Below are 26,017 nucleotides of genomic sequence, written 5' to 3'. Positions count from 1 at the left end.
AAGTAGATATTCACAATTGATCTTTAAAATCTGCTTTTCAGATCCCAAACACCAACCACACCACAAAAAACCATGGCGATTACTATTGCACTACCCGATGATCTTGCAGAACAATCCATCGCTCTTGCGCTCCACCTCGACCTTTCCTTGGAAGCTTTGACTGTTATGGCTCTTGAGGAAATCTTGGATAAGCATCGACGCCAGTCTCCGGCAGATTTAGATTTGGCGCAAAAAATGAAAATTGCCCAATGTGGTATCGAAAAATATCAGCAAGCCTTAATTGAGTTAGCCCGATGAAAGAACCGATTTGGTTAAATGCCGCAGATATTTATGGCATCCATCAAGCAGTGATTGCAGCATCAGGTGGACAGCCCGGTATTTTAGCTGCTGGGTCAATTATGGCAAGTTTGCATAAAGCGAAAAATGTTTTCTACTACTCCCAGAATCGAGATCTTTGTGATTTAGCGGCAGTCTATGCCTATGCCTTTACCAAAAATCATTGTTTTGTCGAAGCAAATGAGCGAGTGGCTTTGATCGTTGTCTATACGTTTTTAGCGATTAATGACGTTGAATTAAATGCGCTACCAGCAGAAGCTGCTAGTCTATTTCGGGAAATATCTATGGGCCAGGCTCCCCAGGTTACAGAAATCGAAAAAATATCTTGCTGGTTAAAACGTCATACCTAGTTCAAAGCCTGGAGATTGGTTGCGCTGGTTGGTTACCCATAACGTTATGGGTAATCGCGCTAATGACTCACTCATGTTCGGAGCCTAGAGCCTCTCAAGCTTGGATGATTCTCCTCTTTTGCCCAGGTCTCGAAAAAATAATTTTGCGACTTTATCCGAATCTGGAATGCCCTTTGCTCTTAGGGATTGAAGCGTTCAAAGTTTTTTATGTCGCACTCAATTCATTTCAGACCCACTCGTTTGGTGGAAACCCTCAGCGTTCCCCTCAGTTTGTTATTGCTGAAATCGGGACAGCCGTCTTGGGCAATGATTCCCCTCTGTATCTATGCCCTTCTATTCACTTCCCAAGGGCTACGGGCATTTCAACGGTTAAAACCTCGGTCTAAATTCCTTGCGGCCCTGACTGGGTTAGCGATGCTGGGTTTATGCATCAGTCCTCCGGTAATGGCGATCGAGTATTCGTTCTTACTCCAAGCCACTCAAACCGCGATGGAAACCTGTATTTTCAGTCAAATTGCAGGTTTAGCGGTATTGTCTGGGTTAATTTTTACGGCGATTCGGGGCAGTGTTGTCCTTGGTTTAGCGTTCGTTGCCTTTGAGGCATGGCAGGAAAAACGGAAACAGCAGGATTCCTCGGAACAAATCAAAACGATTGTCTACGCAATTGTTTCCATTGTCGTGGTGGGGGCAATTGAACCGCTCATCATGGGTAGTGGTTGTGGGGGCTAAACATCATGTCTGTGAAAAATACGAAGGTCAATAAATCTTTTCGTCGCCGCGCCAATTTCTTTATCTTCAGCCCTGAACACATTATCCCGTTTGGCTTGTCGCTGTTTTTTGGCTTTATCGTTGTCGGGGTTTGGTGCCAAGCAAATTTTATCTGGGTCATGGTTTATACCTGTGCGCCCTTCATTACTTGGCTGATTGTTGCGGGTCACTCTCCAGCAAGAACAGCGGCGAAATATCAGCAGCCGCCCCGCTGGCGTCGCGGTCGGGGGCGACATTCGATGTGGCTTAAACGGACGCCGACTGTGGCAGTTAGTCGGCAAGTTTCAATTCAGGAGGAACTACGGTAATGGGTTTAGCAACGGCAATTCAGGCTTTGCGGGGTTCTATGCCCACGGATTATTTGCCTGCAATTGAGAATTTTTTAGATCTCGTCAAAATTGTTTGTCTGCGAAAAGGGGGTCATGATGTCTGGGCGATCGCCAATACCCAGGGGGATTTAACTCAGTTTTCCTTCAGTGCCAGTTATCAGTGTATCCATAGCAATGAAGCCCACGAGCCTTCCATGGCGGGTTTACTATCGGTGCTGAAAGGTTTAGCGGAGCAGGAAAAGCTCACTTTTTCGACGCAGGTGAATTCTCATTTTGAGGCTTCCCCAGCGGAGCATTTACCGAATCCAGCGGCACAATTACTTTGGCTGAACAAGGATAGTACGCGCCGCAGTCTCGCCCACAGCAAACAACGCAAGCAAATTACCTATCGCATTGATAGTACGTTTACGGTCGATGGGTCAGCAGTGGATTCGGATAATGGGGTCGAAAAGTTTTTCTCCAAGGTGATTCGCCGCTGGGAAGCTCTGTTCACCGATGTGGAATATGAGCGGGAATACGACCAGTTGTTGACGCTATTTCAGTCTGCTTACCGGGCGGGGATTGAGTTTGAGAAAACCCTCTATGCCACGCTGAAACTAGATCAGGCGCAACTCTATGATGGCGATCGCCTCTGGGAGATGCTCAATCAAGCGATCGGCGGTGATTCGACATTACCCTACTATTTATTTGTCGATCTCGATGACCCCCATCCCGAAATTCAGGAGTTTAAGCGCACGGGTGAAAGTCTGACGGGAGAACCCTTGTCATTGTTGTCACAGCTTTTTACCGACGAGAATTTTCCCCGGACACACCAAGAACACCTCTGGCTTCCTGCACGGCAACAATATTGTGCGATTCTGGGTTTTGAGGATTTACCCGACGAGTTCACTTCACCAGAACATAAATATCGTTGGCTCTGGGATTGCCTGATTTCCCTAGATCTCAGCGATTATGACCTGATTACCCAATACAGTTATGCCTCGGTGGATGGGGTACGCAAATCCCTACAAAATTACACCAAACAACAGCTCCGCACCTCCAACAAAAATGGGCAGGCAGACCAAACGGCGGTGGTTACCTCCGAGGAGGCGATGGAGGCGCAACGGCTGATTCAGCAAGGGGATTATCCGGTTTATGTGGGCGTAGCAATCCTCGTCTATGCCCCTAATTTAGATATTCTCCGCGACAAATTAACCTTGATTCGGAAAGGCTTTAATCGCCCCACTCGCCTGTTTCAGGAGCGGGATTATGTCTGGCGGATTTGGCTGCAAACCTTGCCCATCAAGCTGGAATTGTTGTGGCGTTGTGCGGGTTTTGTGACGGGTGATTATCGGCTTTCCATCAATGCTTCGGCGGCGTTGGGCTTAGTCAACCTCACGGGCATCGTCAATCAGGCGGAGACAGGCACGGAATTTATCAGTATTCAGGGAGGCGTACCGTTTCGCGCCAGTCTGGAGGATGAATTTGGCAGTCCGCGCCACGGGGTCGTCTACGGCAGAACGGCTTCGGGTAAGTCAGTTCTGGTGGGCGATATGCTCGTGGAAGCAGCGTTTACAGGGGCGCAGATTACCTCCATGGATTTGGTCGTACCGTCTGAAACTGAGTCTTTAGAGGAGTCCCAGAAGACTTCCTCTACCTATTCGGCGTTGATTAAATTTCTTGGTGGCACGGAGTTTGATCCTTCCCGTGAAGCATCCAATATTTTAGAATTGCCAGATTTTTCTAACTTTTCGCCCCAAACTCAACTGGAGCGACGGGAGGCGTTTGTGGAATCTATTGAGGCAATGTTGCAAGCCTTGGTGCTGGATGGGGTTACTGATTCGGGTTTAGCCACGCAGGTTGAGTTTATTCTCACGACGGCGATCGCCCGTTTTTATCGTGATCCCGAAATTCTTGACCGCATTGCCCAGGCTCAAAAACAGGGAATTCATTCTGCGGCATGGCAAGCCTATCCGACTCTCCAAGATTTCTACGAGCGGATCAATTATTCACTAGTGCAAAACGACGACGAGGGGCAACGGCAGGCGGTTAATTTCATCCGTTCCGCCCTGATGAGTTGGATTGAAGGGGCAATGGGTAAGCAGATCGCCCAACCTTCTAGCGTTGATTTTTTCCGCACACCCTACCTGCAATTTTCCTGCCTCAAACCCAGTTCTGAGAAAAAAGCACGGGTTTTGGGACTGATGATTTGCAATATCGCCCAACGGCGCGCCCTGCAATGTTCCCGCTCTATTTTTTACATTGATGAGGCTTCTATCTGGCTCGAATATGCCGGTCTAGCAAGATATGTCGGTGTGCAAATGGCAACGGCGCGAAAGTCTGGTTTGACGGTTATTTTAACCACTCAAGATCCAGTGATCATCGAAACCAATGCCGCCAGTGCCAAGATGCGTACCAATCTTTCCTTGCGCATTACAGGACGAATCAACGGCGATGACATTGACCATTACCAACGCATCCATCGCACGCCTGAAGCCATCATCAGCGAAAACGTTGCCAGTACCTTTAAGGCCGACCCCCGTCGCGGTACTTCCCAATGGCTAGTCGATGGCGATCGCCGTTATACCCACGGACGCTATTTTGCCAGTCCGATTCTCGTCGGTTTACTCGCCAACAACAAAGCCCAAGTCACCGCCCGCGATCGCTTCTTTGAACAATACCCTAACCCCCTCGAAGCCGCTGCCCGCTGGGGCGCCCACTTCCAAACCTGTATGCAACAGGGCAAACCCTTAGAGGATTTTTAACCATGAAAAACCGCACCAAAAAACTATTGATCATCATTCCCCTTTCCACGAGCATCATCCTCATTTCCACCGCTAAAAGCGAAGCCTCAGCCCTCGACATTCTCAGAAACACTTGGAACCAAACTACCCAAATTATTTCTGGTGCCTTTGAAACCTATGTCGGCAGCCATGTTGAAGACTTCCTTCAAGTCTATGTACCCCAAGGGATCGAGGCGATCTCAGGCGCATTAGGCTTGCCAGATCCCAGCGGTATTTTTGCAGAGATTCGTGACCAAGCCACCCTCAATCAAACTGATATTAACGACATTGCAGAAGGCATTTTAAGACAAGCCGAAGTCGCTGCCGGTACTTCTAGTACCCTTGGAGAAATTGTTTTTTCTGCTGAAGGCCAACAGAATACCGAACAATTGTCAGCAACTTCAACACAAATCTCTAGCACCTCCGGCGATCTAGCAGCCCAATGCCAAACCCTGAATATCACCCAGGAAGTGATGAAATGTATGACGCTCCAGATGGCGAATGAAACCCAGCTTTCCCGGATCCAAATCGAGCAAAACCAGCAGATTCTTCAACAACTTGCTGCGAATAATATTGCCCAAGCTAATGTTCTCAAAACCATGGCCCGTGCAGAACGCACCCAGCAAGCTGAACAGGATCGCGCTGCCAATCAGATTCTCCGTGAGGTGCAGTTTAATAATGCTTTAGTTGATGATCTTTGAGCTAACTTTCTTTTATTAAAAACACACGAATAATATTCAATAGGGAGTGGCTTTTTCTGTTCCCTATTTTTATGATTCTGCGAATCGTTGGATTAGCCCCATAACCACATCTTCCCGTTCATAGCTTGATGTCGGTAAAAAACAGAGCATAGCTTCTTCTAAATCTTCTTGATTTTCACGAAACTAATTTTTTAAAAATGCAGACACATCTGCTTCCGCCGTTGCCAATTGCGCCATTAAAATGTCATAGCCATCTAGCAAAATTACGATATCTTCAATATCCTTAGAATATCGAAAATTTTGACCCCGCCCAAGAAAAGCCTCAACTTTACTCGCTAATAAATAGGAGGAAAAATGGCGATCGCCCGACCATTTGGTAATGTATAGGATATTTTGTGCTGAATTCCAGCCTGATACCAACGGTTACTAAAACCTAGAATCCCTGCATCACAGGGCATAATATCCACGATTAAATCTTGATATAACCAACGGCACAACGGTGCATCAGGTTCCATACATTCTTCCAAGCCCAAAGCCCTGAGGCGATCTGCCAAAGCATAATATTCCGCACGAGAAGCAATTTCCACGACACAATCTACATCCATTGTCGGACGCACTTCATCCCACAATATTTAATCTAAATACAGAGCAATAGTTGCACCACCTGTAAAGACAAATTGCTCCGGAATGTGAGATAAAATAGCAGCGACTTTTTCTAAATTCTTAATCTGCGGATTAGACATATAATCTTTTACTCAACTCCATTGATGCTAATTCCTGTTCTCTAATCTTTCCTATCCGTAAACTATCAACAAGACACAGCAATTCATATAATCGATAATTTTCCTCATTTTCCACCACTTCTGGCACAGATTTATACAGGGGAGTTATCCTTTGACCTTTAATTTTTCCCTTCGCTGAAGCCCACACATAAGGATTTTTCTCCTCTATCATTAACAATTTTTTTAATGGTTCGGCTGAATGAGCGGTAGGAATTCCACGTGTGATTGCTCCAGCTTCTGCAGGAAAAGCATACTTTAAACCATGCACTAAAAATTCCTCTAATGCTCCTTTTAAAATTCTTCTTTTGTTTTGATTATATAGATGACTCAGTTCACAACGTTGTAAGGCTTCATGGACGGTTGAGGCACTCATTTTTAGACTTTTTGCTAATTCGCTATATGTCCATGTTGTACCTAAGCAGTGAACTTGAAGTAAGATCACGATGTCTTGGGGTTTTAGCATTTATTTTTTTCTTCTCGTGACCTTTATTCTATATTCGCAAATTCCGAATAGGCAAGGTTAAAAGTTAATTTCTTCGTGGGCTGGGGCGGGAATAGTTGGGTTGACCATCAGTTCCCGCAGTAAATCCCGCTCTGGATGAGTCTTGAGCAGTGCCTGTATGGCTTCATCATTCAAAATTTCTTGCATTTCTGAGAGTTTCAATGAAGCTGCTGATAGTTTGCCTTGGATATGGACATTTTGAGAACGGGTAGCTCTGGCATAGGCGTAATCAAGTCGAGATTGGCAGGATTGCAGATTGCTCACCAGTTTGCTCAGGGCAGTGGCGAGGACAGCTTGGTTGAGTTCGTGGACGGTTTTTTGTTGATCATGCATGGGTTTTTTAGAGTTTTAAAGTTTTTGGTGATGGTGTTGTTCACTGGAGACTTTTGCCGGCATGGGTTGGGACTGTTCTCTGGTGAAAAGTTGTTCAGCGGTGGCAAGAATTTTTTGCAGGTAGGCTTGGGTTGATTGGGGCTGAATTTTATGAATATCCCGCAGGGCTGGATCGCCTTGTAATAGAGTCGCGGCGAGTTCTTGTACTTGCAATCCTTTCTGTAAGCCTCTTTGGGCGACAGTTTGGAGAAAAGTTGCGGGGTGTTGGCGGTCTAAGTCCGTTGCGAGCTGCTCAAAGGTAGCGACACGGCGATCTTCTTGCATGGCGCAGTGGATGGCTTCACTCAGGGGTTGGCCGGCTTTAAATTGTTCGGCGATCGCCTGAATGCCTTGTAGATAATTGGCGGCTTTATCGATACAGCGGGCGTGAGCATACCATTGCCGTAATGCAGTCACGGACTGCTGAAAAGCGGCAAAATCATTTTCCATCGCAGTGACAGCCTTCTCCTGTAAGGGTTTTGTTGTAACCTCCTGAATTCGTTGCAAATACGCTGGGGATTTGGCGATCGCCCTTGCCACCGTGCCCCAATTTTCCGGACTGACGACCAAATCTCTCGGACTTGATGGGGCACTATTCTGAAGCGGTGGGTCAGATTTTAGAGCAGGCTGTTCTTGTGGGTATGCAATTTTTTCTGGAGTTTTTGTTGGTTCTGAGACGACGATCTCTTCCTCTCGCCCTGGAACGAAATCCTGCCGACTGGCTTGCATAACTTCCGCCCAGCCCTGTGCCAAAAGATTCCCAGAAAATAATTCAGCAAAACGATAATCTTTATTTCGCAGTTCACCCCCAGTCAAAGGGTTATAACTCGCCGTTTCCAGTAATGATAAATTTCCCCGCTGACCAATCTGAAACACCATTTCGGCGTCAATATAGTGATCCCCATTCAATTCAGCGTAATGGCTTAAATAAAACTGTTCACCGTGCCGTTCAATCACAAAAGGTAAATAACCATCCTGTTCAAACCGCTGATGGAAACTCTCCCCTGCCAGCACCAGTGCCGCAAATCCTGATTTATGCAGAAGTTGGGCGATATGTTTCGCTGCCTTACTCCCCTGCTTTTCCGACGACAGAATACCTTGGGTTTTGGCTCTTGAGGACTGCACCGGCGCAGTATATTCAGCAATTGTAGTCATAGGTATAGGTTCAACGGACTTGGGCAGTGGTGGAGTGGCTATTGCGGCAGGTGGAGCATTGAAAATTTGCAATTGTTCCGTGGCTTCAGGCTGAACTGGAGTCGTTACCATCTGCTGTAAAGTCGGCAAAGATTGTCCTAAATGTTCCCTTAATAATTCTTTGTAGCTGGGATCATGGACGGCCAATTTCACCTTTAATGCCTCCATCAAAACCTGTACAACTGCCTCTAAATCCTTGGGTTGTACTCGCATTTCCATGCGGCCACCCACGGAATAAAACTCCTCCTGTGCAGCTTGGAGTAAAGCTTCATTGAGAAAATATTTGCCCCCACGACTCGTTGCTTCTGGAACCTGCACCACATAATATTCTGGGGGTTTGCCAGTGAGCCTGGCATTGCCATTGGCTTTGATCGCTAAATCTAACTCCAAAGATTCCACCACACCCCGGTTATGACTCCATTCCGTCAGGAAAAGACTCACCTGTTCTGGGTTTTCAAAAGATACAGGTTGTTGCTGGAGCTGTTCGACGATATCGAAGTCCTGGTGCATCAACAGTCCCTGTCGGGTTTGCCCCTGCTGGTCGGTGAAGTTCACAAACTTACCCTTGGGAAATTTTTCGTAAGCTTTCAGTAAATTTCCCGTGAATACCTGCATTTCCGTCCGCTGTGCCTGTTGTAGACGATCAAATTCGCCGTAGATATTCCGGTCTGAATCCGCTGGATTGAGGGTAATACTAGAGGCCCGTCCGGTATTGATTTTAGAAAAAGGTAAAGAAAGCCGTTTCCCTTCGAGGCTGATAATTTGCATTGTCCAGTTGGTGGGGGCACTAGGACTACCGATCATGCGACTTTTTTGAGTAATGTCTATCACCACACCGGAGGAAATTTTTACACCTTCCAAACCAAGGCTAAAAAACTGAACGGGTTCTCCCACTGGAAATTGCTCAATGATCTTCTGAACAGCATCCCACTGTTGATCGAGTTTTTCCTGGGTTTTTTCTAGAGTTGCCGCAGATCTGAGTTGGGACAATACCCGCTCTCGGTAGGCGGTCATCGCCGTTTGGAGGGTTTGGAGTTTGACCTGACCCTCTTGTTGGGCGATCGCCTGAATTGCTCCAAGATCATTTTCTTCAATGGATTTCACCTTGGGTTGTTCGAGATTTTCTCGCACCAAGTTCATTACCTGTAATTGGGAAGGGGGTTTATTGATTACCTTGGCATCGACCACCTCCAGCACCACAGTTCCAGTAAATTCGCTGACTACATTGGCATCCGCTGGCACAACTTCCATCATTGCCACAGTGCGGGCATCGAGGTCGAGTTTATCCGCCGCAAGAATGTTCTCCCCCATCGCCTCTTTTTGTTTGATCAGGGCTTCAGTTTCGGTTTCGATGATGCCGTAAAGTTCTTCTTGGTCTGACAAAGGTAAAAGGGGGATACGTCCTGTCACCCGTTGGATGAGGGCAGTATCTCCGTCTAAACTGCCCCGTGTCGGGTAGGACAACATGGCATCGAGTTCTGGATTTTCCTCCAATAATTCGGTGATTACCTCCTCTCCAGCGGTATTCATGAAATCAATCACGTTGCCCACGCTCAAGGCAGAATCCCGTCCGCCGGTGGTATTGGCATTGAGGGATGCCATTTTTTTCGCCAAGATTGCCCCCAAGCGTTTCTCGGCGGGAACATCTGCCATCACCAGGGTGAATTTTGGCTCGATCACCTGCCCAAAACGGTTTGCCCGTCCCAACATTTGCATCATCTGGTTAATATCCCGCTCAGCCTGGGCGACGATCATGTGTCGGGGGCGTTGGTCAGTAAATTTCTCAGAGGCATGGAGGCTAATCCCCGTCGCACCACTGCGGTTTAAGATGACGACATCTAATTGCCCACTGTTAAAGCGATTGACAATATCAATTTTGGCTTGGGGGCTGGTGTCCTTGGCGGAACGGAGGACATAGGTCATGCCTGAATCGTTGTACTGGAGAATGCTGCTGCGTCCTGTAATTTCATCAACGCGATAACCCTCCTGGGCTAAACGGTATTTCATGTAATCGATGGAACTGAGGGGGATTTTCGTAAAATCAGCATTGGCAAGGATTTCCTTGGCTTCTTCAAAGGCGGCGATCGCCTCTTCACCCAATTGGTCAGCGGTCATGGGCATTCGAGTACGCTTGCCGAGATAGTCGGTAATAATGACATCGCGGGAACGTTCGAGATAACGGTTTAGAACATCGCCAAAGGTAATTTCAATCGCTTCCCCTGCCTCGATGCCTTGGTCTTTGGCATAACTGCCGATGAAGCTATCCATGGTATTGGACAGGGCAATTAAAGGTTTTTCACCTCGTTCTAGGGCGGCGATCGCCTCTTGGACAGTGGCCTCTGCTTTTTGGGAAAGTAATCCCTGTTCAATAGCATTGTGCATGAGGGAAGTGAAATTTACCGACTGCACACTAGCCTGCCCAATGGAATTATCCTCGCTAAGACTCTTCGCTTCTGCCCTCACCTCCTTGCGCAATTCTTTCATTGCCTTGGCTTTGGTCGCATCAAAGCGATCAATAGCTCGCATCACGGCGGAAATATTGTCGGCAACGTCTTGATCTACAGGAACAGTCTTGGCATCGAAACTAATATTGTCGAAACTCCGTTCCCGTCGCAGCATATTGCCCGCACGGACAAACTGGGTTGCCATCATCTGCTGGAGGGGAATTCCTCCCGCTTTTAGGGTATTTTCCAGGCGATACATACTATCTACTGCATGGATTGCATCGGTTCTCCGGGCATACAAATCCATCACAGCAGGATTTTTAGTGGCAGTGGCGGACATAAACATCGCGCCTGCACTGAGATCTACCAATTCCCGGACAAATTCAGCACGATTGGGAGCCTGTCCGGTTTTCCATGTTTCGGACTGACCCCCACCGGCTTCGTGGGCTTCGTCAAAAATAAAGACTGAACGGTGGGCGATCGCCCGCAAAAATTCTCGGCGATAGGGTTCCTGATTATTGACCGTTTGTAACTGATTGTAGGTCGTAAATACTACACCATAATTGCCAAGATGCAACCGTTGGGCGATCTGGAACATCTCTGCTTCCTGACTCGCCTTATTTCCGGTGGTCAACACTGTGCCATTTTTTAGGATCAGCTTCTCATTGTTATTGGTCATAAAAGGCGTCATTCCACCCTGCCCAATATCCGCCAAGTCCTCCAACATTGCGGCATAGAGATTGGGCTTTTGGGTGACAAACACAGGAATATGGCCCTGTCGCTGGGCATCAATGATATTGGCAGCACCAAATCGACCCTTACCATTTCCCGTCTGGTCGCCGTTAAGAAAAATTTTCCCCTGATCCTTCTGGACAAAAGCCAAGGCAAGGGAATCAATCTGCTCGGCGTACAACACCTCAAACATCACTGATTTGGAGGGATAGCCTAATCGCTGACAAACAAAATCGTCAATATTGCCATGGACTGCTTCAAAAACATCAAGAGCTTTCTGGGCTGCCACCGCCATGTTTGTTGGAATAAGAGTTTGCGGCGATCGCCCTTGACTACGGGGTTGATAAGGAATGTTAAATTCTTCACTCATGGTGGTTTCTTCATTTATGGGAAAGGAGTTCTGAGTTCCGACAGAAATTGCGATATTGTCACTGCGTCGTGCTGTGCCATCTGATTGGGATCCGGCTTTAATTCCGTTAGGGAGACGGGAAACTCGATTGCCCAGTTGGTTATCTGCCACCAATTCCGCCATGTCGAATTGAATTCCACCAGATTCACCGCCCAGTTCATCAACCAATCGCCGATTTCGTCGGTGTCCTCTTTCTGATAGAGCAAAGGAGCCATCAAATACGGATTGAGTTGCTGTAATGTCTCCTCTAATTCCTCCTGTAAGCTCTTCAACTGTCCGGTCTGTTCCAGCCATTGGCGGCACATCCACTCGACCCGCACTTTCATCAATTCGAGGTACGTCTGAAAGTCGAGAGTGCTTAGGTTCGCTGGAATTCGTACCATAAATAACGCCTGATCCCCCTCTGTTTTTGGGATCCAGACGCGGTCGGTGGTTTGGTATTCGTTGTAACTCGGCAATTGGATTGCGTTGGAGATAGTCATGGAGAAATCCTCGTAATTGATTAAAACTGGTATAAATTCGGGGCGGTTCTACGGCGGGTAAAGGTCGTTGAGATTGCCCCCGCCCAGCGATTTGGATAATATCGATTGCCCAACCGGCCCCCTGTTTCCGGTATAGATCACCACTAATGGTGAAGTGATCAATGACGTTATACTGCTGCTGTAATACATAAAAAAAGCGTCGAGTTTCCAGACTGTTATAGGCTTCGGCCCGTTCCGATGTCGTGGTTTCTGGTTTCCCTCCCAAAATCAAAACTGCTCTACCATCGTTTTTCATCGCCTGCAACGCCTGGAGGGCGATCGCCTGATCAATTTGGCTTGTTGTTCCCATCTCTCCAGCGAGGCGAAATCGCTTCCCCTTCACCCGACCAAACGGCGGATTCATGATCACCACATCATGGAATTGGTTCGGCAGATATGCCGTTGCATCCTGTTCCGTCACTGTGAACCCTTGGCTACGGAGTTGATTAGCTCGATCTGGATTCAGTTCATTAACAGTGCAATTTTCTGGTGCTGCCCCTAGCAATAATGCTCCGTTTCCTGCGGTCGGTTCATAGATTTTTGCGGTTGGATTAATGCCCGCCAAAGTCGAGGCTAAATAAGCGATGGGTAAAGCCGTACTATAAGCTTGCTGTCTGACGCTTGTTGATGACCGTACCCCTAAACGCGGTTGGCGATCGTACAAATCTACCAGTAAGTCAAATGCCTCTAGTGGCTTTTTTTCAGACGCTATTTCCCGTGCTGCGGTCACCAATGATAATTCCAGTACTTCATCAATGATTTTTGCAGTTTGACTCCCCGGCTCAATGGCGATCCCTAATTCCGCTTGAATAGCTTTTCTTGCTGCTGTGATTGAATCAAATTTGCCTCCTCGCTGCCACAAATTTGTCAAATAGTTTCTTAGCTGTATCCGTTCTAGATCTGTTTCTGTCACATTTTGACCTTAGATCTGCCGCCATACCTTAACGAACGTTTTTTGCTGTGCCACTAGAATTTAATTTCTTCTACAGAATCTTTAGCGGTGATACTTTCATCGATAGTGGCGTATTCTAGATGTTTATGCTAAGCATAAAACATTAGTTTTCCTATCTCGTTTTCTTTAGTTAGATAATACCTCTTTATTTACGATTAATCTCATATTCCTGGCATTTTAATACTGTGTCATTAATCTGCTTGGACAATTCGTAAAATCACAGTATCGATCATCGTAATTTCGTAAGATTGTATGCGCTCATTTTTTTGTTCCCTATTCTTATGGGATTTTATATTTTTTTTACATTGAGCTACATTCTTAGGGCTCGAGATCTATTCTTAACATTTTTTAAGATTTAAAATTAATTCTTGTTCTTTTGTGTGCACTGAGACTTTTTTTCAAAAAGGTTCCAAAAATCTATTTTTTACGCTAAATTCTATTTATTCAATGTCTCGAACAGCATTACTCTGTTTTTGAGATTCTTGATTTAGTACTCAAACTCATAGAGGACAACAATATTCTTTTACAATTCTTTGAAAATAAAGTCTTTTCTTCGATTTGGTTCTTTACCTTGTCTTAATCTCAACTCTTTATTTTCTGTTTATCCCGCAACACAAAGACTCCCATCCATATAGCCTCGAAAACTTCTGGATAAGAGCCTTTATCTCGGCAAATTAAATACAAGTACTTCATTTGCCCGTTTTCATTATACTCGATTAACGGGCGAAGTCCTTGAATTGCCATGCAATTTTAGGAATCTTTTCATGTCTTCTTTTGCTCTTAAATCTGATCCTGCGCACCTTTCTCTCTCCTGGGAATCTACCTGTCAACTCCTTCAAGATGTTAAGCAACCCCATACTCGCCAGCGAGCCCTGGATCTTCTTCTCCAAGCCCATGCCGACGATATTGCTGCCATGTGTCGCTCGACTGCTTGGGCCAGGCAATGGGGTTTTGAGGATGCTTACCAAGAGGCGGTTACTCACTTTTTTGAAACGGCTCTTCGCACTGATGATCCGGCTGAATTAACTTCCTATTGGAACCTCCGTAATGCTGTCAGGACTGGAGCTGCCCGTAATCTTTATCCAATTTCTGTCACGCCCCACTTTGCCCAAAAGTTACAGTCTTACTCTTTTTTCCGAGAGCTTGAGTTTGTTTCTACATCCCATTTTTCAGCTCCTGATTTTGATGAGTATGGCTGGCAATTTCTACAAGCTTTATGTCAACCATTTTTAACAAAACGTCAACAATCTATTTTGACTTTTCTTTGTCAAATTCCTGGAGAAGTTCCCACTATTTTAGAATTAGCCGACTATTTAGAACTCTCTAAGGCTAGTGCACAACGGGCTTGGAATTATTTTCAACGAGCTTTTAAAATTAATTCTGATTTAGTTCAACTTTTACACCGTTTTATTGACTTTGATTTTCTTCAGACCTATTTTCCGAAACTTACACTTTCTTTAGAGCAATGTCAGCAAGATCAGGATTCAAAGATTCGCTTTAAGCAGTTTTTGAAGTTTCGCTCACCTCTGAGATATTTCGCTCTCCAGTGCGCACAACCTCTTGTTGATTTTAATGGCCTTTTATCCTCATGGCTTCCGTTTGATTCTGGGCTTGGATTTCAGACTATTTATTCTCGTTTATCAAAAGGAAAATTTTCTTTTCAAAAACTCAATATAAATAATCTACTCAAGGAGCTATCTTGTGAGCATGAGCATGGCTTTCATTTGTCTTTAATTCGGATTGTCACTTCTCTTCAAGCTAAATTATCTTTGCCTAATTTTCCGAATTTACTACCTTGTTTCTTTAGAAAAGCGAGTAGCATATTTTATTCTTTTAATCTTTTAGATAATTTCATTTACTCACTATTTTGCTCCCCAGATTGGTGCCCACATCGAGGTTTCTTATTTATTAATTTATATCGACAATTTTTGATTCATTTGCAGACTCTTTCGAGGCGGGCAAGAGGAAGTCCTTTTTGTTGGATTACATCTTTTTAATGTGTTTTTCTTGTTCTTACTGTTATTGGTTTTTTATCTTTTGAGATGAAAATAGTTTTGCATGTTTTTAACGCTTCATCAAACAATTTATCACGCTATTCAACTGCATTGTCTTGATTGTTTTCGTTGGATGCCTTCTGTGTGGCTGCGGCTTTATTGTCGACTGTGTTGGCTCCTGCAGTGGGCTTTTTTGGGTCTGTTGATGGTTTTGAGCTGCCGTCCTCTTCCGCTTCTGGCTCAGTCTGGGGTTCCTTTTCCGGCGGGCACTGATGGAATTGCTGGGGATGCCACCCTTGATTCGCAGATTTGGATTAGTGATATTGCTGGTTCCTTTGATACGCTTTGGGAAACTTATCTCTCCCTTGATTCGCCTTACTTTGCGATTTTACTTCAGGCGACTTCTTACATCGTTGCAGTTGGCTTTATGTTCTGGGCGATCGCCGCTGTTTATAAGTGGCAGGCTGCTAGTTACAAACAGTTTCCCTGGCAAATGATCTACACCCCCCTCGTAGTGGTTTTGCTTTTTACCAATGGAGGTCAACTTACTTTATTGGGTCTACAGGCATACAAAAATTTGGTCTATGGGGCGAACAATTATCTCCTCTCTCAGACCTACAACGGGGTCGCTGGGCGGGATTTAATTAAGAATGCCAATCTTCAGCAGGGTCTTAATCAAACCTATCAGCAAAAACGAGAATCTTGTTTCTCTCTCAGTGGTTTAGAGCAGGAACAATGCCTTGCAGAGATTGATGCAGAGATGGATACTGCAGCGGCAGAATTGGGGGCTGAGTCTACTTCAGATTGGTCGTTTCTTAATCCAGTTGGTCGCTTTTTCAATGATTTTACCCAGTTGGTGGTGACGGGTTTCCTCAGTTTTGTCGCAGGCACATTCCACATCATCATGGCCTATGCTCTCGCGGTTTGGGCTTCTTCTGCACCTCTCTGGATTGCCATCTCCCTCTACCCAGCAGCAAAAAGTGGTCTGCAAATTTTTATCAGTGGGCTGTTTGCAGGGATGTTGAGTATCTGGATGTTCACCATCCTCCAAATTGCCCTCGCCAGTCAACAGAGTACAGCCCTTGGTTTTCATGGTTTGCTCTACCCGTTTTTGGGGGGATTAGTTAATCCTTTCCTTGCCCTTTTTGCGGGCAGTATGGGCTTTTCTGCTGTTTTTGCGGCAGCAGGGGCGGCTTTCACCACGAGTCTCAAAGTTGTTCATCGGGGGAAACGATAATGAAACTGCTACCCCAACGTTCTCCTAATTTTCTGCCCCTCTGCGTGGTTGCTGGTCTCATTTTGGGCGGCTTGAATCTCTTGATGAGTCTCGGCGTGATTGGCACGGTGATTAGCCTTCTGAATAAACCTGCACCAAGATTGGTTGAAACGGCTGATGGGCTAACGCGCCACGTGGTCGCCCTTGACCATGCTGAACCAACCCCGGAATCGATTCGTCAGTTCGTGGCTTCGACCCTCTATAGCCTCTATGATTGGCGTGGCATTCTTCCCCCTGATGCACCGGAGGATCTGGGTTCGCCTCAGCCTGACCTTGGTGTGCTGATTTCTACTGGTAATGGCGAGTTGAAAATTACAACAGCGACCTGGCGGGCTGGGTTTCGGCTTAGTGATGGGATTCGCAAGGATATTCTCACGCAGATTGCACTTTTGACGCCCCAGGATATTTTTACGACGCAACCCCGCACCCAGACAGCAATGACTTCTCCGGTGATTGGCGTGCCCCAAAAGGTAGAAGAAGATCTCTGGAAAGTTGACTATACAGGTCTTCTTATGGTTTTCGCGAATGGTGACAATTTAGGCGATCAAGTAGTGCGTGAGCATGAAGTTTATGTGCGTGTGATTGATCCCCTCGTTCCTGTTGATCAGGCGATTGACAATCCCCAAATTTCTAATCTTCAGCGGGTTGTTATGGAAGAACGGCGGGCTGGGTTGGTGATTGAGTCTATGCCGGAACGCTTACGGAATTAATTAATTTACTAGGAATGCGTTATGTCAGAAAATTTTCAGTCCTTAGACTTGGAACGTTGGGCTAATTTTGATTTTGAAACAGCAACCCCTTCTGAAAAGAGTCCGGCTTCTTTTGCAACGGATTATTCACCGTCTGATTTCTCTCAAGTGCAAGTATCGGAACTTGAGCCAGCTTCTGTGTCGGAGGATATTCCGCCATCGCCACCTGCTTATCAGGAAGATTTAGAAATTGAGGTCGGTAAGGTACCTCTTTATAAACGTCCTCACCTGAAGGCGATCTTTTTTGGTTCGGGTGTTTTGCTGGTTTGTGCGCTTCTTGGGGCGGCTTTAACGCAGGGTAATAGTATCCAACTGGGCAATGCTAATCCAGAGGCGATCGCCCCTGATGTTGCTCTGGAGGAGGAAGAGGTTGATCCCGACCAGGCTAAGCTTGCGGAATTGGAGGGGGAGATTGCCTTTAGTTCCCTCAAAAATCGGGCGGCGCTCTTAGAAGAACAGCAAAAACAGCAAGTTCTCACAGGTCAATTGCAGGAACAATCCCAGCAATCAGAAGTTGCCCGAGCACCGCTGCCACCGATGGATTCAAGGACTTCGGTTTCCTCAACAGTACCTAGTCCACCGCCACGGCAAAATTTTATTCCGCCTGCCCCTACGCCGATGCGTGCGGTTCCGCCTATTCCGATTACACCCACTGCATCTCTACCAACCTCCGCCCCACCACCGAAACAAATGATGAGTTTTGGCGCGTTGCCGGAAAATTCGGTTCAGTCTGGGGTTTCACCATCTCGTCCTACGCCATCGTCTTTTTCTTTTGAGGAAACTGTTCAAGATGATTCGATTTTGTTGGTGCAGCAGGAAACGTCTTTTTTGCGAGGCGATCGCCAATTTTTAGTTGAAGGGGGTCAATCCCTGGCTGGCACGGTAACGCAACAACTGATTGCGGCGGAAAAAGCGATTCTCCACATTCGCACGGCGGAGGCAATTTTAGGTTTACCTGCGGATTCACGGCTGCTGGCGGAGATCACCCAGGTTATGGATGGATATTTGGTGGCGGAGGTGCGGGCAATTCTCCAAGGCGATCGCCCGCCTGTTCTTCTACCCAGTGGAACCATGACCGTTTCAGCCCTAGATGGACGTTTACTAAAAGCCAAAACGGATCAGAGCTTTTTGCAAACTCCCCTTGGTCGGGCGTTGCTGGGAGCAGGTCGGGGACTGGCAGATCAGTACATTAGCCGTTCGGAAACATTTTTTCAAACGGAATCAAGTACGTCCATCACGCGGGCGGGGGGCAGCAAGGACTGGACAAGTCTCGGTAGTGCCGCCCTCAAGGGTTTGACAGATTCACTGCTGGCTGAACCAGATGTGGGGTCGGCGGTGCAATTGATCCAGCCCCAAACGTCTGTGCAGTTAACAATTCACGCTCCTTTTGTTCTTTCTCCATAAGGTTATTTTCGATGAAATCTCTTGCAAAGCTTTCGATGTTTACGCTGATTTTTGGATTGTGGGGGACACCTGTCTTGGCGCAAACCCAACGAATTTCAGCTGAGGCAGCACAACGTCAGGTTCCCACCATCGCGCTCAAGGTCAACCAGGGAGTTAACCTCACTTTGCCGGATGGAGTTTTGGCCTATAAGGGTTGGCTGGATGATGGTTCGCTCATTCAACTCGATGGCGATCGCCCGTTTGAGCAGGGGGCGTCTGTACTCCATTTGGTTGCTAATCAAACAGGACAAGCCCAACTCAGCCTGGTGACCCGTGATGCAAATCAAGTGGAATCGCTCTATGTTTTTAAACTGGTGGCAGGTTCCCAAGGGAATAGTATCGTCAATGTCACAGCTCACCCTGTTGACACTGTGCGGGCTGCGACAGCTCAGACCCCGAATACGACACGACAACTCCAGCAAGGTGTTCGCCTAGCGATTGAACGACAGTTATTGGTAGAAAATTCGGAATTACATCGGGCGATTCAGGGGGCAATTTCTAAGATTGACCAAGGAATGGTCATGGAACAGGCGGCGACTACTTTTCAACTCGATCCCCGCACCCTTGCCCAGCTTTTCCACATGGGTCAAGGTGAATCTTTACCAGATAATCCCACGCGCCAGGAACCACTGTTGGTCAGAGTTGAGGGGGTTTCTGAAACTAATAATGCCGATGTTGAGGCCAGACTGACGGCTTTAGAAAATCAGGTGGAGCGTTTGGATGGCCGTGTGGCCAGCTTGGATTCCCAGCAATCAGAATTTTTGGCGCAATTGCAAACCCTAGACCAGCAGCAGGAAATTTTCGCCACCCTCCTACAACGGCAAAATCAGGTGGCCCAGCGTCTTGATTCACCAAAAAGTAAACCCATTACCCTCGCAATCAATACAATTCCGCGTCCTACAGCGACCCCTGTTCCTCGTACCCTAGATAATCATCAAATTGCCAATGCGATCGCCAGAGGGCTGATCACCCACCCTGATACCCCCTACCGGAGTAGACTCTATCTGCGTTACCAATCAATGATCCGCAGTTTACGGCGTGGTTCAACTCTTTCCCAAGCAGCACGACAAGGCAATCTCCAGCTTAACCATGTGAAATCGGTGCTGAAAAATGCGGGGGTTACACCGGAGGCAGTGGGGCTATGAAATTGCCATTTCTTTGGGTCTCCCTGGTCTTAATATTGCTGCTGAGTTTTGGCTGGGGCTCCCGCAGCGCCGCGACTTCTGCACCGACGATCAATCTAGAAACGTTACGCTGGGCTGATTTGCCGCCGATTCAAACCAGTGCTTTCTATCCGGTTGATACAGGTTTATCGGAGCAGGTGGGGTATTCCCTCGATAAACAGATTCAAGCGGGCGATCGCCTGACGGATATTTTTACCCTGGGGGATATGGCGAATACGGGAATTGCAGATTTATCGCCACTGCAAATTGCATCCCTGGCACAGCTTGATTTACAAGATATTGCCTTGTCAACTTTTTCCCATTTCACCCAACAATCTTTAGGTTCTTTGGCTGAGGCATTACCGACGATCAACAGCCTGCCTTTAACCGATATTCCTCCCTTAGCGGATTTGGTTACAAGTCAGATAAATGAAGGAATACAGGATGTTCTGTCTGACAATCTTGGGACATTGCTGAACAATCCGGCGATCGCCCAACTGCCCCTCACTCAAATTCCTAATTTATCAACTTTTTCGGTGGCAGATATTCCCAGCTTGGCGGAAACGTCCCTCAAGGCATTTACAGGCTGGCAGGGGATTCCTCTCAAGGATATTCCTGGTCTGGATCTTATTCCCCTCGCTGACTTGGGCATCCTATCTCCCTCGGCGATCGCCACCTTGGACATTGTTTGGGGAGCAGGGGAGTCAAATGCAACCTTTCAACCCATTTCCGGCAGTACTAAAGTCGGGTTTCGTTATCCTTGCCAACAGGAACGCTGCGCCTACATCGAACTCTCAGATCAAAAACATCGGGGCGATCGCTGGATCAAAGGTGGCGATTCAGAGACAGGTGGGCAAATGGTGCCAGGCGGTTCTGGCTTACTGGGTCAAGCGTTCGGCAGCTTGGAACCCACAGGACGGATGCTCGGCTCAGAATTTAAGCTGATTTTGATGGATACCGATGAAACTGCGGGAACAGCGGAGTTTGGTTTGTCCACAAGGTTTTGTCAAAAAGGATTGCTTGATCTTGGTTGTACACCCTTTATTTTTGGCCCGTGGTCACTGTTTCACGCTAAGGAAAAAGACGGCATTTTTCTGGGTTTTGATAATCAACAAGCTCTTCCTAATCCCCAGGTGAGTGTCCCAGACTCGGTTCAGGCGCAACTGCAAGCGGCCCAGGCCCAATACGGCGATGCGGTGTCCCCCGATGACAATGACGATGATTGCTTGCAAAAAATACTTCAAACGCTTCCCCCTGCCCAACGTTCTGGGGTCGCATCCCGCTTGCCCTCGCTATTGGAACAGGCGGAAACGCTCAATCTCACTGAATCCCAAACTGCTTATGCGATCGCCTACCTCCTTTCCCATCACAGCACATCTATGCAGACGATGATCCCTGAATTAAAACAATTCATTACTGCCACCAAAGTTGATTTTTTTGGGGTTGGCACAGCCCTAAATTTACCCTCAGAACAGACTATAACCCTTGCCCACAAAGCTTCTGATTATCAGGCAGCGCTCAAAGATTGCTTTTTTGGCGGTTCTTGCGGGGGCGGTAAAATGCAACGTCCTTCGAAAGGTGTGGTCACTAGTGAGATGGGTAATCGTCTCCACCCGATTTATGGCACGTGGCGACTCCATGCGGGCATTGATGTCAGTGCAGGGATGGGATCATCAATCCTCGCGGCGGACTGCGGTATGGCCACCTATGTGGGCTGGGAATCAGGCTATGGCAATGTGGTGATCCTCAAGCATCAGAACAATCTTTTTACTCGCTATGCCCACATGACTACCCAAAAAATCAATCAAAACCAGACGGTCAAAAAAGGTCAATTGATCGGCTTGGAGGGTTCCACGGGCGGCAGCACAGGGGCACACCTCCATTTTGAAGTCCGTGATGGCGATCGCTTTGGTTCTCCTCTCAATCCTCGTAACTATGTCAATTTCTAATCTTTTTAAAAGGCACTCCCTCCTTTTTTGTTGTGTTCTCATGCTCATGGGTTTTTTGGGGGTGATGCTCTCCGTCCGTTCCGACTCTGGCGATCGCCCCTATCAAAGTAGTTGCCTCCCTGAACCCTTCATCATTCTTGCGGAATACCAACAATATCAAGTGATTCAGGCAACTGATGTTGACGACCATGGGCATCATCCTGAAGGGATTTTGGTCACTGTTCAAAATGACATTTGTAGTCGTTTGAATCCGCCCAGTGATAGTGATTATCCCTTTAGCAGATATATCAATCCCGAAGCGGCGATCGCCCTCAATGAACAACTTTGGCAACACAAGATCGACGCCCTGGGCGGCAAGGAAGAATTTGAGGCGGGTTTTGCAGTCTTCGCCCAAGCGTCTGACGAAATTTTGTACATGCCCGCTGACCGTTATCAAGCTCTAAAAAATCTAGAAATCGAGATTCCAGACAATGTCCAACCTGCAGACAAACCACCCGCCTTCTCCGACTCCCCAACCCGACCTTAACGTCTATGTGAGTGAGCTGATTTTTTCGCCGCTTGGCTTACTATTGCTAGGTTGTGGAGTTTTATTAGCCTTCATGAACTTTAAGGGCGATCGCCGCAAATCTGCCAGTCTCGGCAAGGGTAAACTCGCCACACCGCAACAGGTCAAAAATGGCGCATTGCGAACGTTAAAGCAGGTTCAAGCAACGAAACGAGCCGATGTTGGGCTTTGGGTTGGCACGCCGAAAGGGTCAGTTTTTCATTGTCAAAAGGGAAAATGGTCCATCGATCTCTGCTATGACCCGCAAACCCTTTATCTCAGCGACTGTACCTCTGGCATTTCTGTTCTCGGTGGTGCGGGTTCAGGAAAAAGTTTTTCGGCCTTAAATCCTCTCTTTTTGTCGGGTTTGGCCCAGGGCATTCCGGGACTGTATTTCGACATCAAATATTCCACCCATTCCCCAGAAGATCCCGCTCCCACGGCGTTGATTGCAGGCTATGCCAAGCGTTTGAACTATGAGGTCGGCTTATTTGCCCCTGGTAAACCGGAATCGCTCTGCTGCAATGTTCTCGATTTTATTCGTCACCCAGAAGATGCGGCGATGGCGCGACAAATTGCCAAAGTCCTTTACCTGAACTTAAATCCCCAGGCTTTGAAGGGGGGTTCCAATCCCTTTTTCACGGAGGCGACGACTTCTTTTTTGGCGGGGGTGATGCTGCTGGCGAAACAAACGGACTGCCCTGATCTGGTGATGTGTCGCACCTTGACACGCCTGCCGAGTAACCAACTGCAGGCTATTGTAGACGCGCAACCAGAGGCGATTCGCATGGTGTTTGATGCGGTGGTCGATGTCTTTGGCGTTGAGGAAACCTATGGCAGCATCAAGGCGACTTTTGCCAATCTTTTGAGTGGCTTATTGATGCCAGATCTTTTGCCTGCCATCTGTGGAAAAACGACGATTCCGCTGGATTTAGATGAACGCAAAATCCTCATCTGTGGCAGTGATGCGGAACGGGGCGAGATTGTGAACCCGATTTTGGCAACGGTGATCCACCTTCTCACAAACCGTAATTTGCTCAAGCCACGTCAACGTCCTTTTTTACTCTGGCTGGATGAGATTTCCCAAATCTATCTCCCTTCGGCGGAAGACTGGCCGAATATTCACCGTTCGGCGGGTCTGGTGATGGCAATCGGGGTGCAATTTCCTGAAGTCCTTGAAAAACGCTATGGCAAAGATGGGGCAAGTCGTTTACTCAAAGCCTGTGCGACGCAATTGGTGTTTCAAGCGAATGACATTGCCGATGCGGAAAAATACTCGAAATCGGTCGGCAATCGGGATGTGGAGTTCGACACCAGAGGGCGATCTCGGCAAAAGGGCGGCAATTCCACCAGTAATACGGAGCATAAGCAATCCGTTGCTATCATCGACCCCAGTGAAATTCTGCAACTCTCCCAGGGGAAAGCGATTATCTGGAATCGGGGGATCGGCGATCGCCAGGGTTCCCGCATTCCTCTGATCCAAACCATCATTATTCCAGAGCATGATCTCAAGGCGTTTAAGGAATCCACTGCCGACTGGGAAACCCTCAAGCAGCAGTTTTTAAAGACGGCATTGCCCCACTTCACCCAGCGAGATTTTATCAAACGTGATCTCGCTCTAATTTCTGCCTATCAAGAGATCTGTCCGGATCTTCCCCAAGCGAAAACACCTACCAGTAAAGAAATTGACCTCGATCAACTGCGTCAAGATGCCCAAGCTTTTCGGGCGATTGATGCCCCAGAAACCGCCGACTTACTCGCCGCTGTTTTCTGATCTCGAAATTTATTTTGCAACTTTATCCGAATTTTCGCCCCTTTTTTCTCTTACTCCATAGAAGGCAGTTTTTGCCTTTATACCAATACTTTGAGGTACTCTCCCATGCTTATGGATTCCGACCAAAAACTCATTGACGACCTTCCAGAAGTAATCCGCGCCAAGGTCGATTTTTCTGAATCCCTCGGTTTACTCACAGGTCAAGGTTGGGACGCTGAACCGCTACCTGACGGTTACCTGCCTGAATTCGTTGAGATCTACGCCAATGGTGCAGATGATACCTGCTTGATGATTCAAGATGGCCGTCTGGCCTACATTGATCCTGACTTTCTTGGCGATCGCACGACTTCCACCTTTGTCCTCGTCATCGACGAAATTCCCCGTTATGTCCAAGTCCATGGCGAACTCATTCTTGACACTTTAGGTGGCTGTTTATTACCCGATATTTTATTATCTCCCGCTGCTCAAATGTCTTGTTTACTCAAGGCTTTAAAACAATAGTCTCGATTTTTGTTTGACTTTATTTTTGAGGAATCTATGGATATTCAACAATCTAGTGATCAGCAATCTGCCCGTGACATTACCAACAGTTCCGTTGAAGCAACTCAACTGACTCTATCTGCCCTTGATCAATTTCTCCAAAAGCTCCTTCAATTGGGCATGAAAAATGATCAAGAGATCACTATTCGGGTCGGTTCTAAGAAAATTTATGATGGTGCTGTTGGCGGAAATGGCAAGCGCTCTAAACTCACCCCGAAAGAGACCAAAACTCTCAGGGAAGCTTTTTCGCCTCAGAAAAATTCCGGTTCTGTGCGCATTCTTGACAAGAAGAATACCCTCTTATTTAAGAGTAAAGAAGGACAGATTGCCAAGAACATACTGTCTCATTTCCAAGCTGAAACTGTCGTGCCTAGAATGCCTGATGATACAGTATCATCTTCATCTGAAACTACGTCCACTGCAACGGCGGAACCGGAAAGTGCCTCGCCTGTCTCCCAGGAACAGTTTGATGATCTGCAAAATCAACTCCATGTAACGAATGAAAAACTTCATGAGCTGCAAGCACGGTTGGATAATTTGGTGAAAAGCCGTCCCTTTAATCCCACCCCGGTTCATACTCCGAATCAACGGGTTGGTGACTGGTTTAATCAGCAGCGCAATATGGTTGCCGATAAACTGCGTGGTTTAGCAAATCAGTTTTCTGTCACTGCCTCCCAGAAGTTTAAGCAAACCCACAACCAGGTCAAGCAACAAATCCATCAAACCCTGAGCCATACTGGACAACAGGCAGCCACGGTTTTTATGCAAAATTTTGTTGAACCTGCGGTCAAGGTCGTTGTCAGTCAAATGGAAAAAATTGGCGAGGTGGAGGTCGCTCAAGACGGCACTAAAACTTTTCAAACCAACGCTATTTCTTGGCAAATCACCCCTGACGGTGGCGTGAATTTAACCCGCAAGGCTGACAATCAAAAAATTACACCGACCTCTGCAACCCCGAAGGACATGAACATTCTCCAGAGTTTTGTCCAACAAGCCCATGAATACTATGGACAAACCCAGAAGCTGCTTCCTCAATCGGCTTCAGTGGAAAATCACCCACCTAGCCACCGTTCGCAGATTCAGAAGGCATAGATCATGGAAGCATTTGCCCTTATCTATTTTGCTCACAAACTGATCTCGTTTATGGGATTTATCCTCTATCGAGGTCGCTGGCTTTGGGTCTGTCTGCTGGTCATCGAGGGAACGGGGAGTTTTGTCCTTAATCGTTCCTTTCTACGGATGGCTTTTGGGACATCTCCTCCCCTTGAATGTCCTTTTCAGCGTTGATTTTTAAATTTCTTTGGCATCTTCGAGGATGCCTTTTTTTTGGCAAAAATTCTATTGATGCGCTATCTTGGCACAAGAATAAAGATTTATTTTTATACATTTATGGACAATATTTCTGATATTAAACTAGGTACAATCAAGGCA

Annotated in this window: 20 protein-coding genes; 16 read left to right on the top strand and 4 right to left on the bottom strand. The window is 47.0% G+C overall.

Annotation, left to right across the window (positions count from 1 at the left end; genetic code table 11):
* Nucleotides 1-72 precede the first annotated feature (72 nt).
* The 6 genes from AWQ22_RS16025 (at nucleotide 73) to AWQ22_RS16000 (ending at nucleotide 5,246) form a co-directional block, all read left to right on the top strand.
* Nucleotides 73-297, top strand: a complete 225-nt coding sequence (locus tag AWQ22_RS16025) for a histidine kinase (RefSeq protein ID WP_065711973.1) — start codon at nucleotides 73-75, stop codon at nucleotides 295-297.
* Nucleotides 294-686 (top strand): type II toxin-antitoxin system death-on-curing family toxin, encoded by a 393-nt coding sequence (locus AWQ22_RS16020; protein ID WP_065711972.1) that lies wholly within the window; start codon nucleotides 294-296, stop codon nucleotides 684-686. Before AWQ22_RS16025 ends, AWQ22_RS16020 begins: the two co-directional genes overlap by 4 nt.
* A gap of 207 nt (nucleotides 687-893) precedes the next feature.
* Nucleotides 894-1,415 (top strand): hypothetical protein, encoded by a 522-nt coding sequence (locus AWQ22_RS16015; RefSeq protein WP_084449076.1) that lies wholly within the window; start codon nucleotides 894-896, stop codon nucleotides 1,413-1,415.
* Nucleotides 1,416-1,420: 5 nt separating this feature from the next.
* Complete coding sequence (locus tag AWQ22_RS16010; protein ID WP_065711970.1) at nucleotides 1,421-1,762, top strand: hypothetical protein; 342 nt, start codon at nucleotides 1,421-1,423, stop codon at nucleotides 1,760-1,762.
* Complete coding sequence (locus AWQ22_RS16005; RefSeq protein ID WP_065711969.1) at nucleotides 1,762-4,527, top strand: hypothetical protein; 2,766 nt, start codon at nucleotides 1,762-1,764, stop codon at nucleotides 4,525-4,527. The genes AWQ22_RS16010 and AWQ22_RS16005 overlap by 1 nt, the downstream gene beginning before the upstream one ends.
* Before the next feature lie 2 nt (nucleotides 4,528-4,529).
* A complete protein-coding gene (locus AWQ22_RS16000) occupies nucleotides 4,530-5,246 on the top strand; it encodes a hypothetical protein (protein WP_065711968.1) in 717 nt (238 codons plus the stop codon).
* 335 nt (nucleotides 5,247-5,581) lie between these two features.
* On the opposite strand, the gene AWQ22_RS16885 is transcribed toward AWQ22_RS16000, so the two are convergent.
* From AWQ22_RS16885 to AWQ22_RS15980, 4 genes are all read right to left on the bottom strand, one after another.
* On the bottom strand, nucleotides 5,582-5,833 hold the full coding sequence (locus tag AWQ22_RS16885; RefSeq protein ID WP_157094671.1) for a hypothetical protein: 252 nt from the start codon (nucleotides 5,831-5,833) through the stop codon (nucleotides 5,582-5,584).
* 148 nt (nucleotides 5,834-5,981) lie between these two features.
* On the bottom strand, nucleotides 5,982-6,491 hold the full coding sequence (locus tag AWQ22_RS15990; protein ID WP_065711967.1) for a hypothetical protein: 510 nt from the start codon (nucleotides 6,489-6,491) through the stop codon (nucleotides 5,982-5,984).
* A 57-nt stretch (nucleotides 6,492-6,548) separates the two neighbouring features.
* Nucleotides 6,549-6,863: a hypothetical protein gene (locus AWQ22_RS15985; RefSeq protein WP_065711966.1), complete on the bottom strand. Its 315-nt coding sequence runs from the start codon at nucleotides 6,861-6,863 to the stop codon at nucleotides 6,549-6,551.
* A 15-nt stretch (nucleotides 6,864-6,878) separates the two neighbouring features.
* Nucleotides 6,879-13,073, bottom strand: coding sequence for a strawberry notch C-terminal domain-containing protein (locus tag AWQ22_RS15980; protein WP_232321590.1), 6,195 nt, complete (start codon nucleotides 13,071-13,073; stop codon nucleotides 6,879-6,881).
* An 845-nt stretch (nucleotides 13,074-13,918) separates the two neighbouring features.
* Between AWQ22_RS15980 and AWQ22_RS15975 the strand changes: the two genes are divergently transcribed.
* The 10 genes from AWQ22_RS15975 to AWQ22_RS15930 all read left to right on the top strand — a co-directional run bounded on the left by AWQ22_RS15975 (nucleotide 13,919) and on the right by AWQ22_RS15930 (nucleotide 25,678).
* Nucleotides 13,919-15,151 carry a hypothetical protein gene (locus AWQ22_RS15975; RefSeq protein WP_065711964.1) on the top strand — a complete coding sequence of 411 codons (1,233 nt, stop codon included), beginning with the start codon at nucleotides 13,919-13,921 and terminating at the stop codon, nucleotides 15,149-15,151.
* A 202-nt stretch (nucleotides 15,152-15,353) separates the two neighbouring features.
* Nucleotides 15,354-16,385 carry a hypothetical protein gene (locus AWQ22_RS15970; RefSeq protein WP_157094670.1) on the top strand — a complete coding sequence of 344 codons (1,032 nt, stop codon included), beginning with the start codon at nucleotides 15,354-15,356 and terminating at the stop codon, nucleotides 16,383-16,385.
* Nucleotides 16,385-17,134: a hypothetical protein gene (locus AWQ22_RS15965; RefSeq protein ID WP_065711962.1), complete on the top strand. Its 750-nt coding sequence runs from the start codon at nucleotides 16,385-16,387 to the stop codon at nucleotides 17,132-17,134. Before AWQ22_RS15970 ends, AWQ22_RS15965 begins: the two co-directional genes overlap by 1 nt.
* Nucleotides 17,135-17,155: 21 nt before the next feature.
* Entirely contained in the window at nucleotides 17,156-18,577 is a 1,422-nt protein-coding gene (locus AWQ22_RS17205; protein WP_065711961.1) for a hypothetical protein, read from the top strand.
* Nucleotides 18,578-18,588: 11 nt separating this feature from the next.
* Complete coding sequence (locus AWQ22_RS15955; protein ID WP_232321589.1) at nucleotides 18,589-19,761, top strand: hypothetical protein; 1,173 nt, start codon at nucleotides 18,589-18,591, stop codon at nucleotides 19,759-19,761.
* On the top strand, nucleotides 19,758-21,728 hold the full coding sequence (locus tag AWQ22_RS15950) for a M23 family metallopeptidase (protein ID WP_084449075.1): 1,971 nt from the start codon (nucleotides 19,758-19,760) through the stop codon (nucleotides 21,726-21,728). Before AWQ22_RS15955 ends, AWQ22_RS15950 begins: the two co-directional genes overlap by 4 nt.
* 40 nt (nucleotides 21,729-21,768) lie before the next feature.
* Nucleotides 21,769-22,254 (top strand): hypothetical protein, encoded by a 486-nt coding sequence (locus tag AWQ22_RS15945; RefSeq protein WP_065711958.1) that lies wholly within the window; start codon nucleotides 21,769-21,771, stop codon nucleotides 22,252-22,254.
* Nucleotides 22,199-24,046: a type IV secretory system conjugative DNA transfer family protein gene (locus tag AWQ22_RS15940; RefSeq protein ID WP_084449074.1), complete on the top strand. Its 1,848-nt coding sequence runs from the start codon at nucleotides 22,199-22,201 to the stop codon at nucleotides 24,044-24,046. The genes AWQ22_RS15945 and AWQ22_RS15940 overlap by 56 nt, the downstream gene beginning before the upstream one ends.
* 105 nt (nucleotides 24,047-24,151) lie before the next feature.
* On the top strand, nucleotides 24,152-24,547 hold the full coding sequence (locus AWQ22_RS15935; protein WP_065711956.1) for a hypothetical protein: 396 nt from the start codon (nucleotides 24,152-24,154) through the stop codon (nucleotides 24,545-24,547).
* Between the two features lie 36 nt (nucleotides 24,548-24,583).
* The gene (locus AWQ22_RS15930) at nucleotides 24,584-25,678 is read left to right on the top strand and encodes a hypothetical protein (RefSeq protein ID WP_065711955.1); all 1,095 of its coding nucleotides are present in this window, start codon (nucleotides 24,584-24,586) and stop codon (nucleotides 25,676-25,678) included.
* The last annotated feature ends 339 nt before the right edge of the window (nucleotides 25,679-26,017 follow it).

Source organism: Picosynechococcus sp. PCC 7117 (genome assembly GCF_001693275.1).
GTDB lineage: Bacteria > Cyanobacteriota > Cyanobacteriia > Cyanobacteriales > MRBY01 > MRBY01.
The sequence above is the reverse complement of the archived record's forward strand: the minus strand, read 5'-3'. Positions and strand labels throughout refer to the sequence as shown.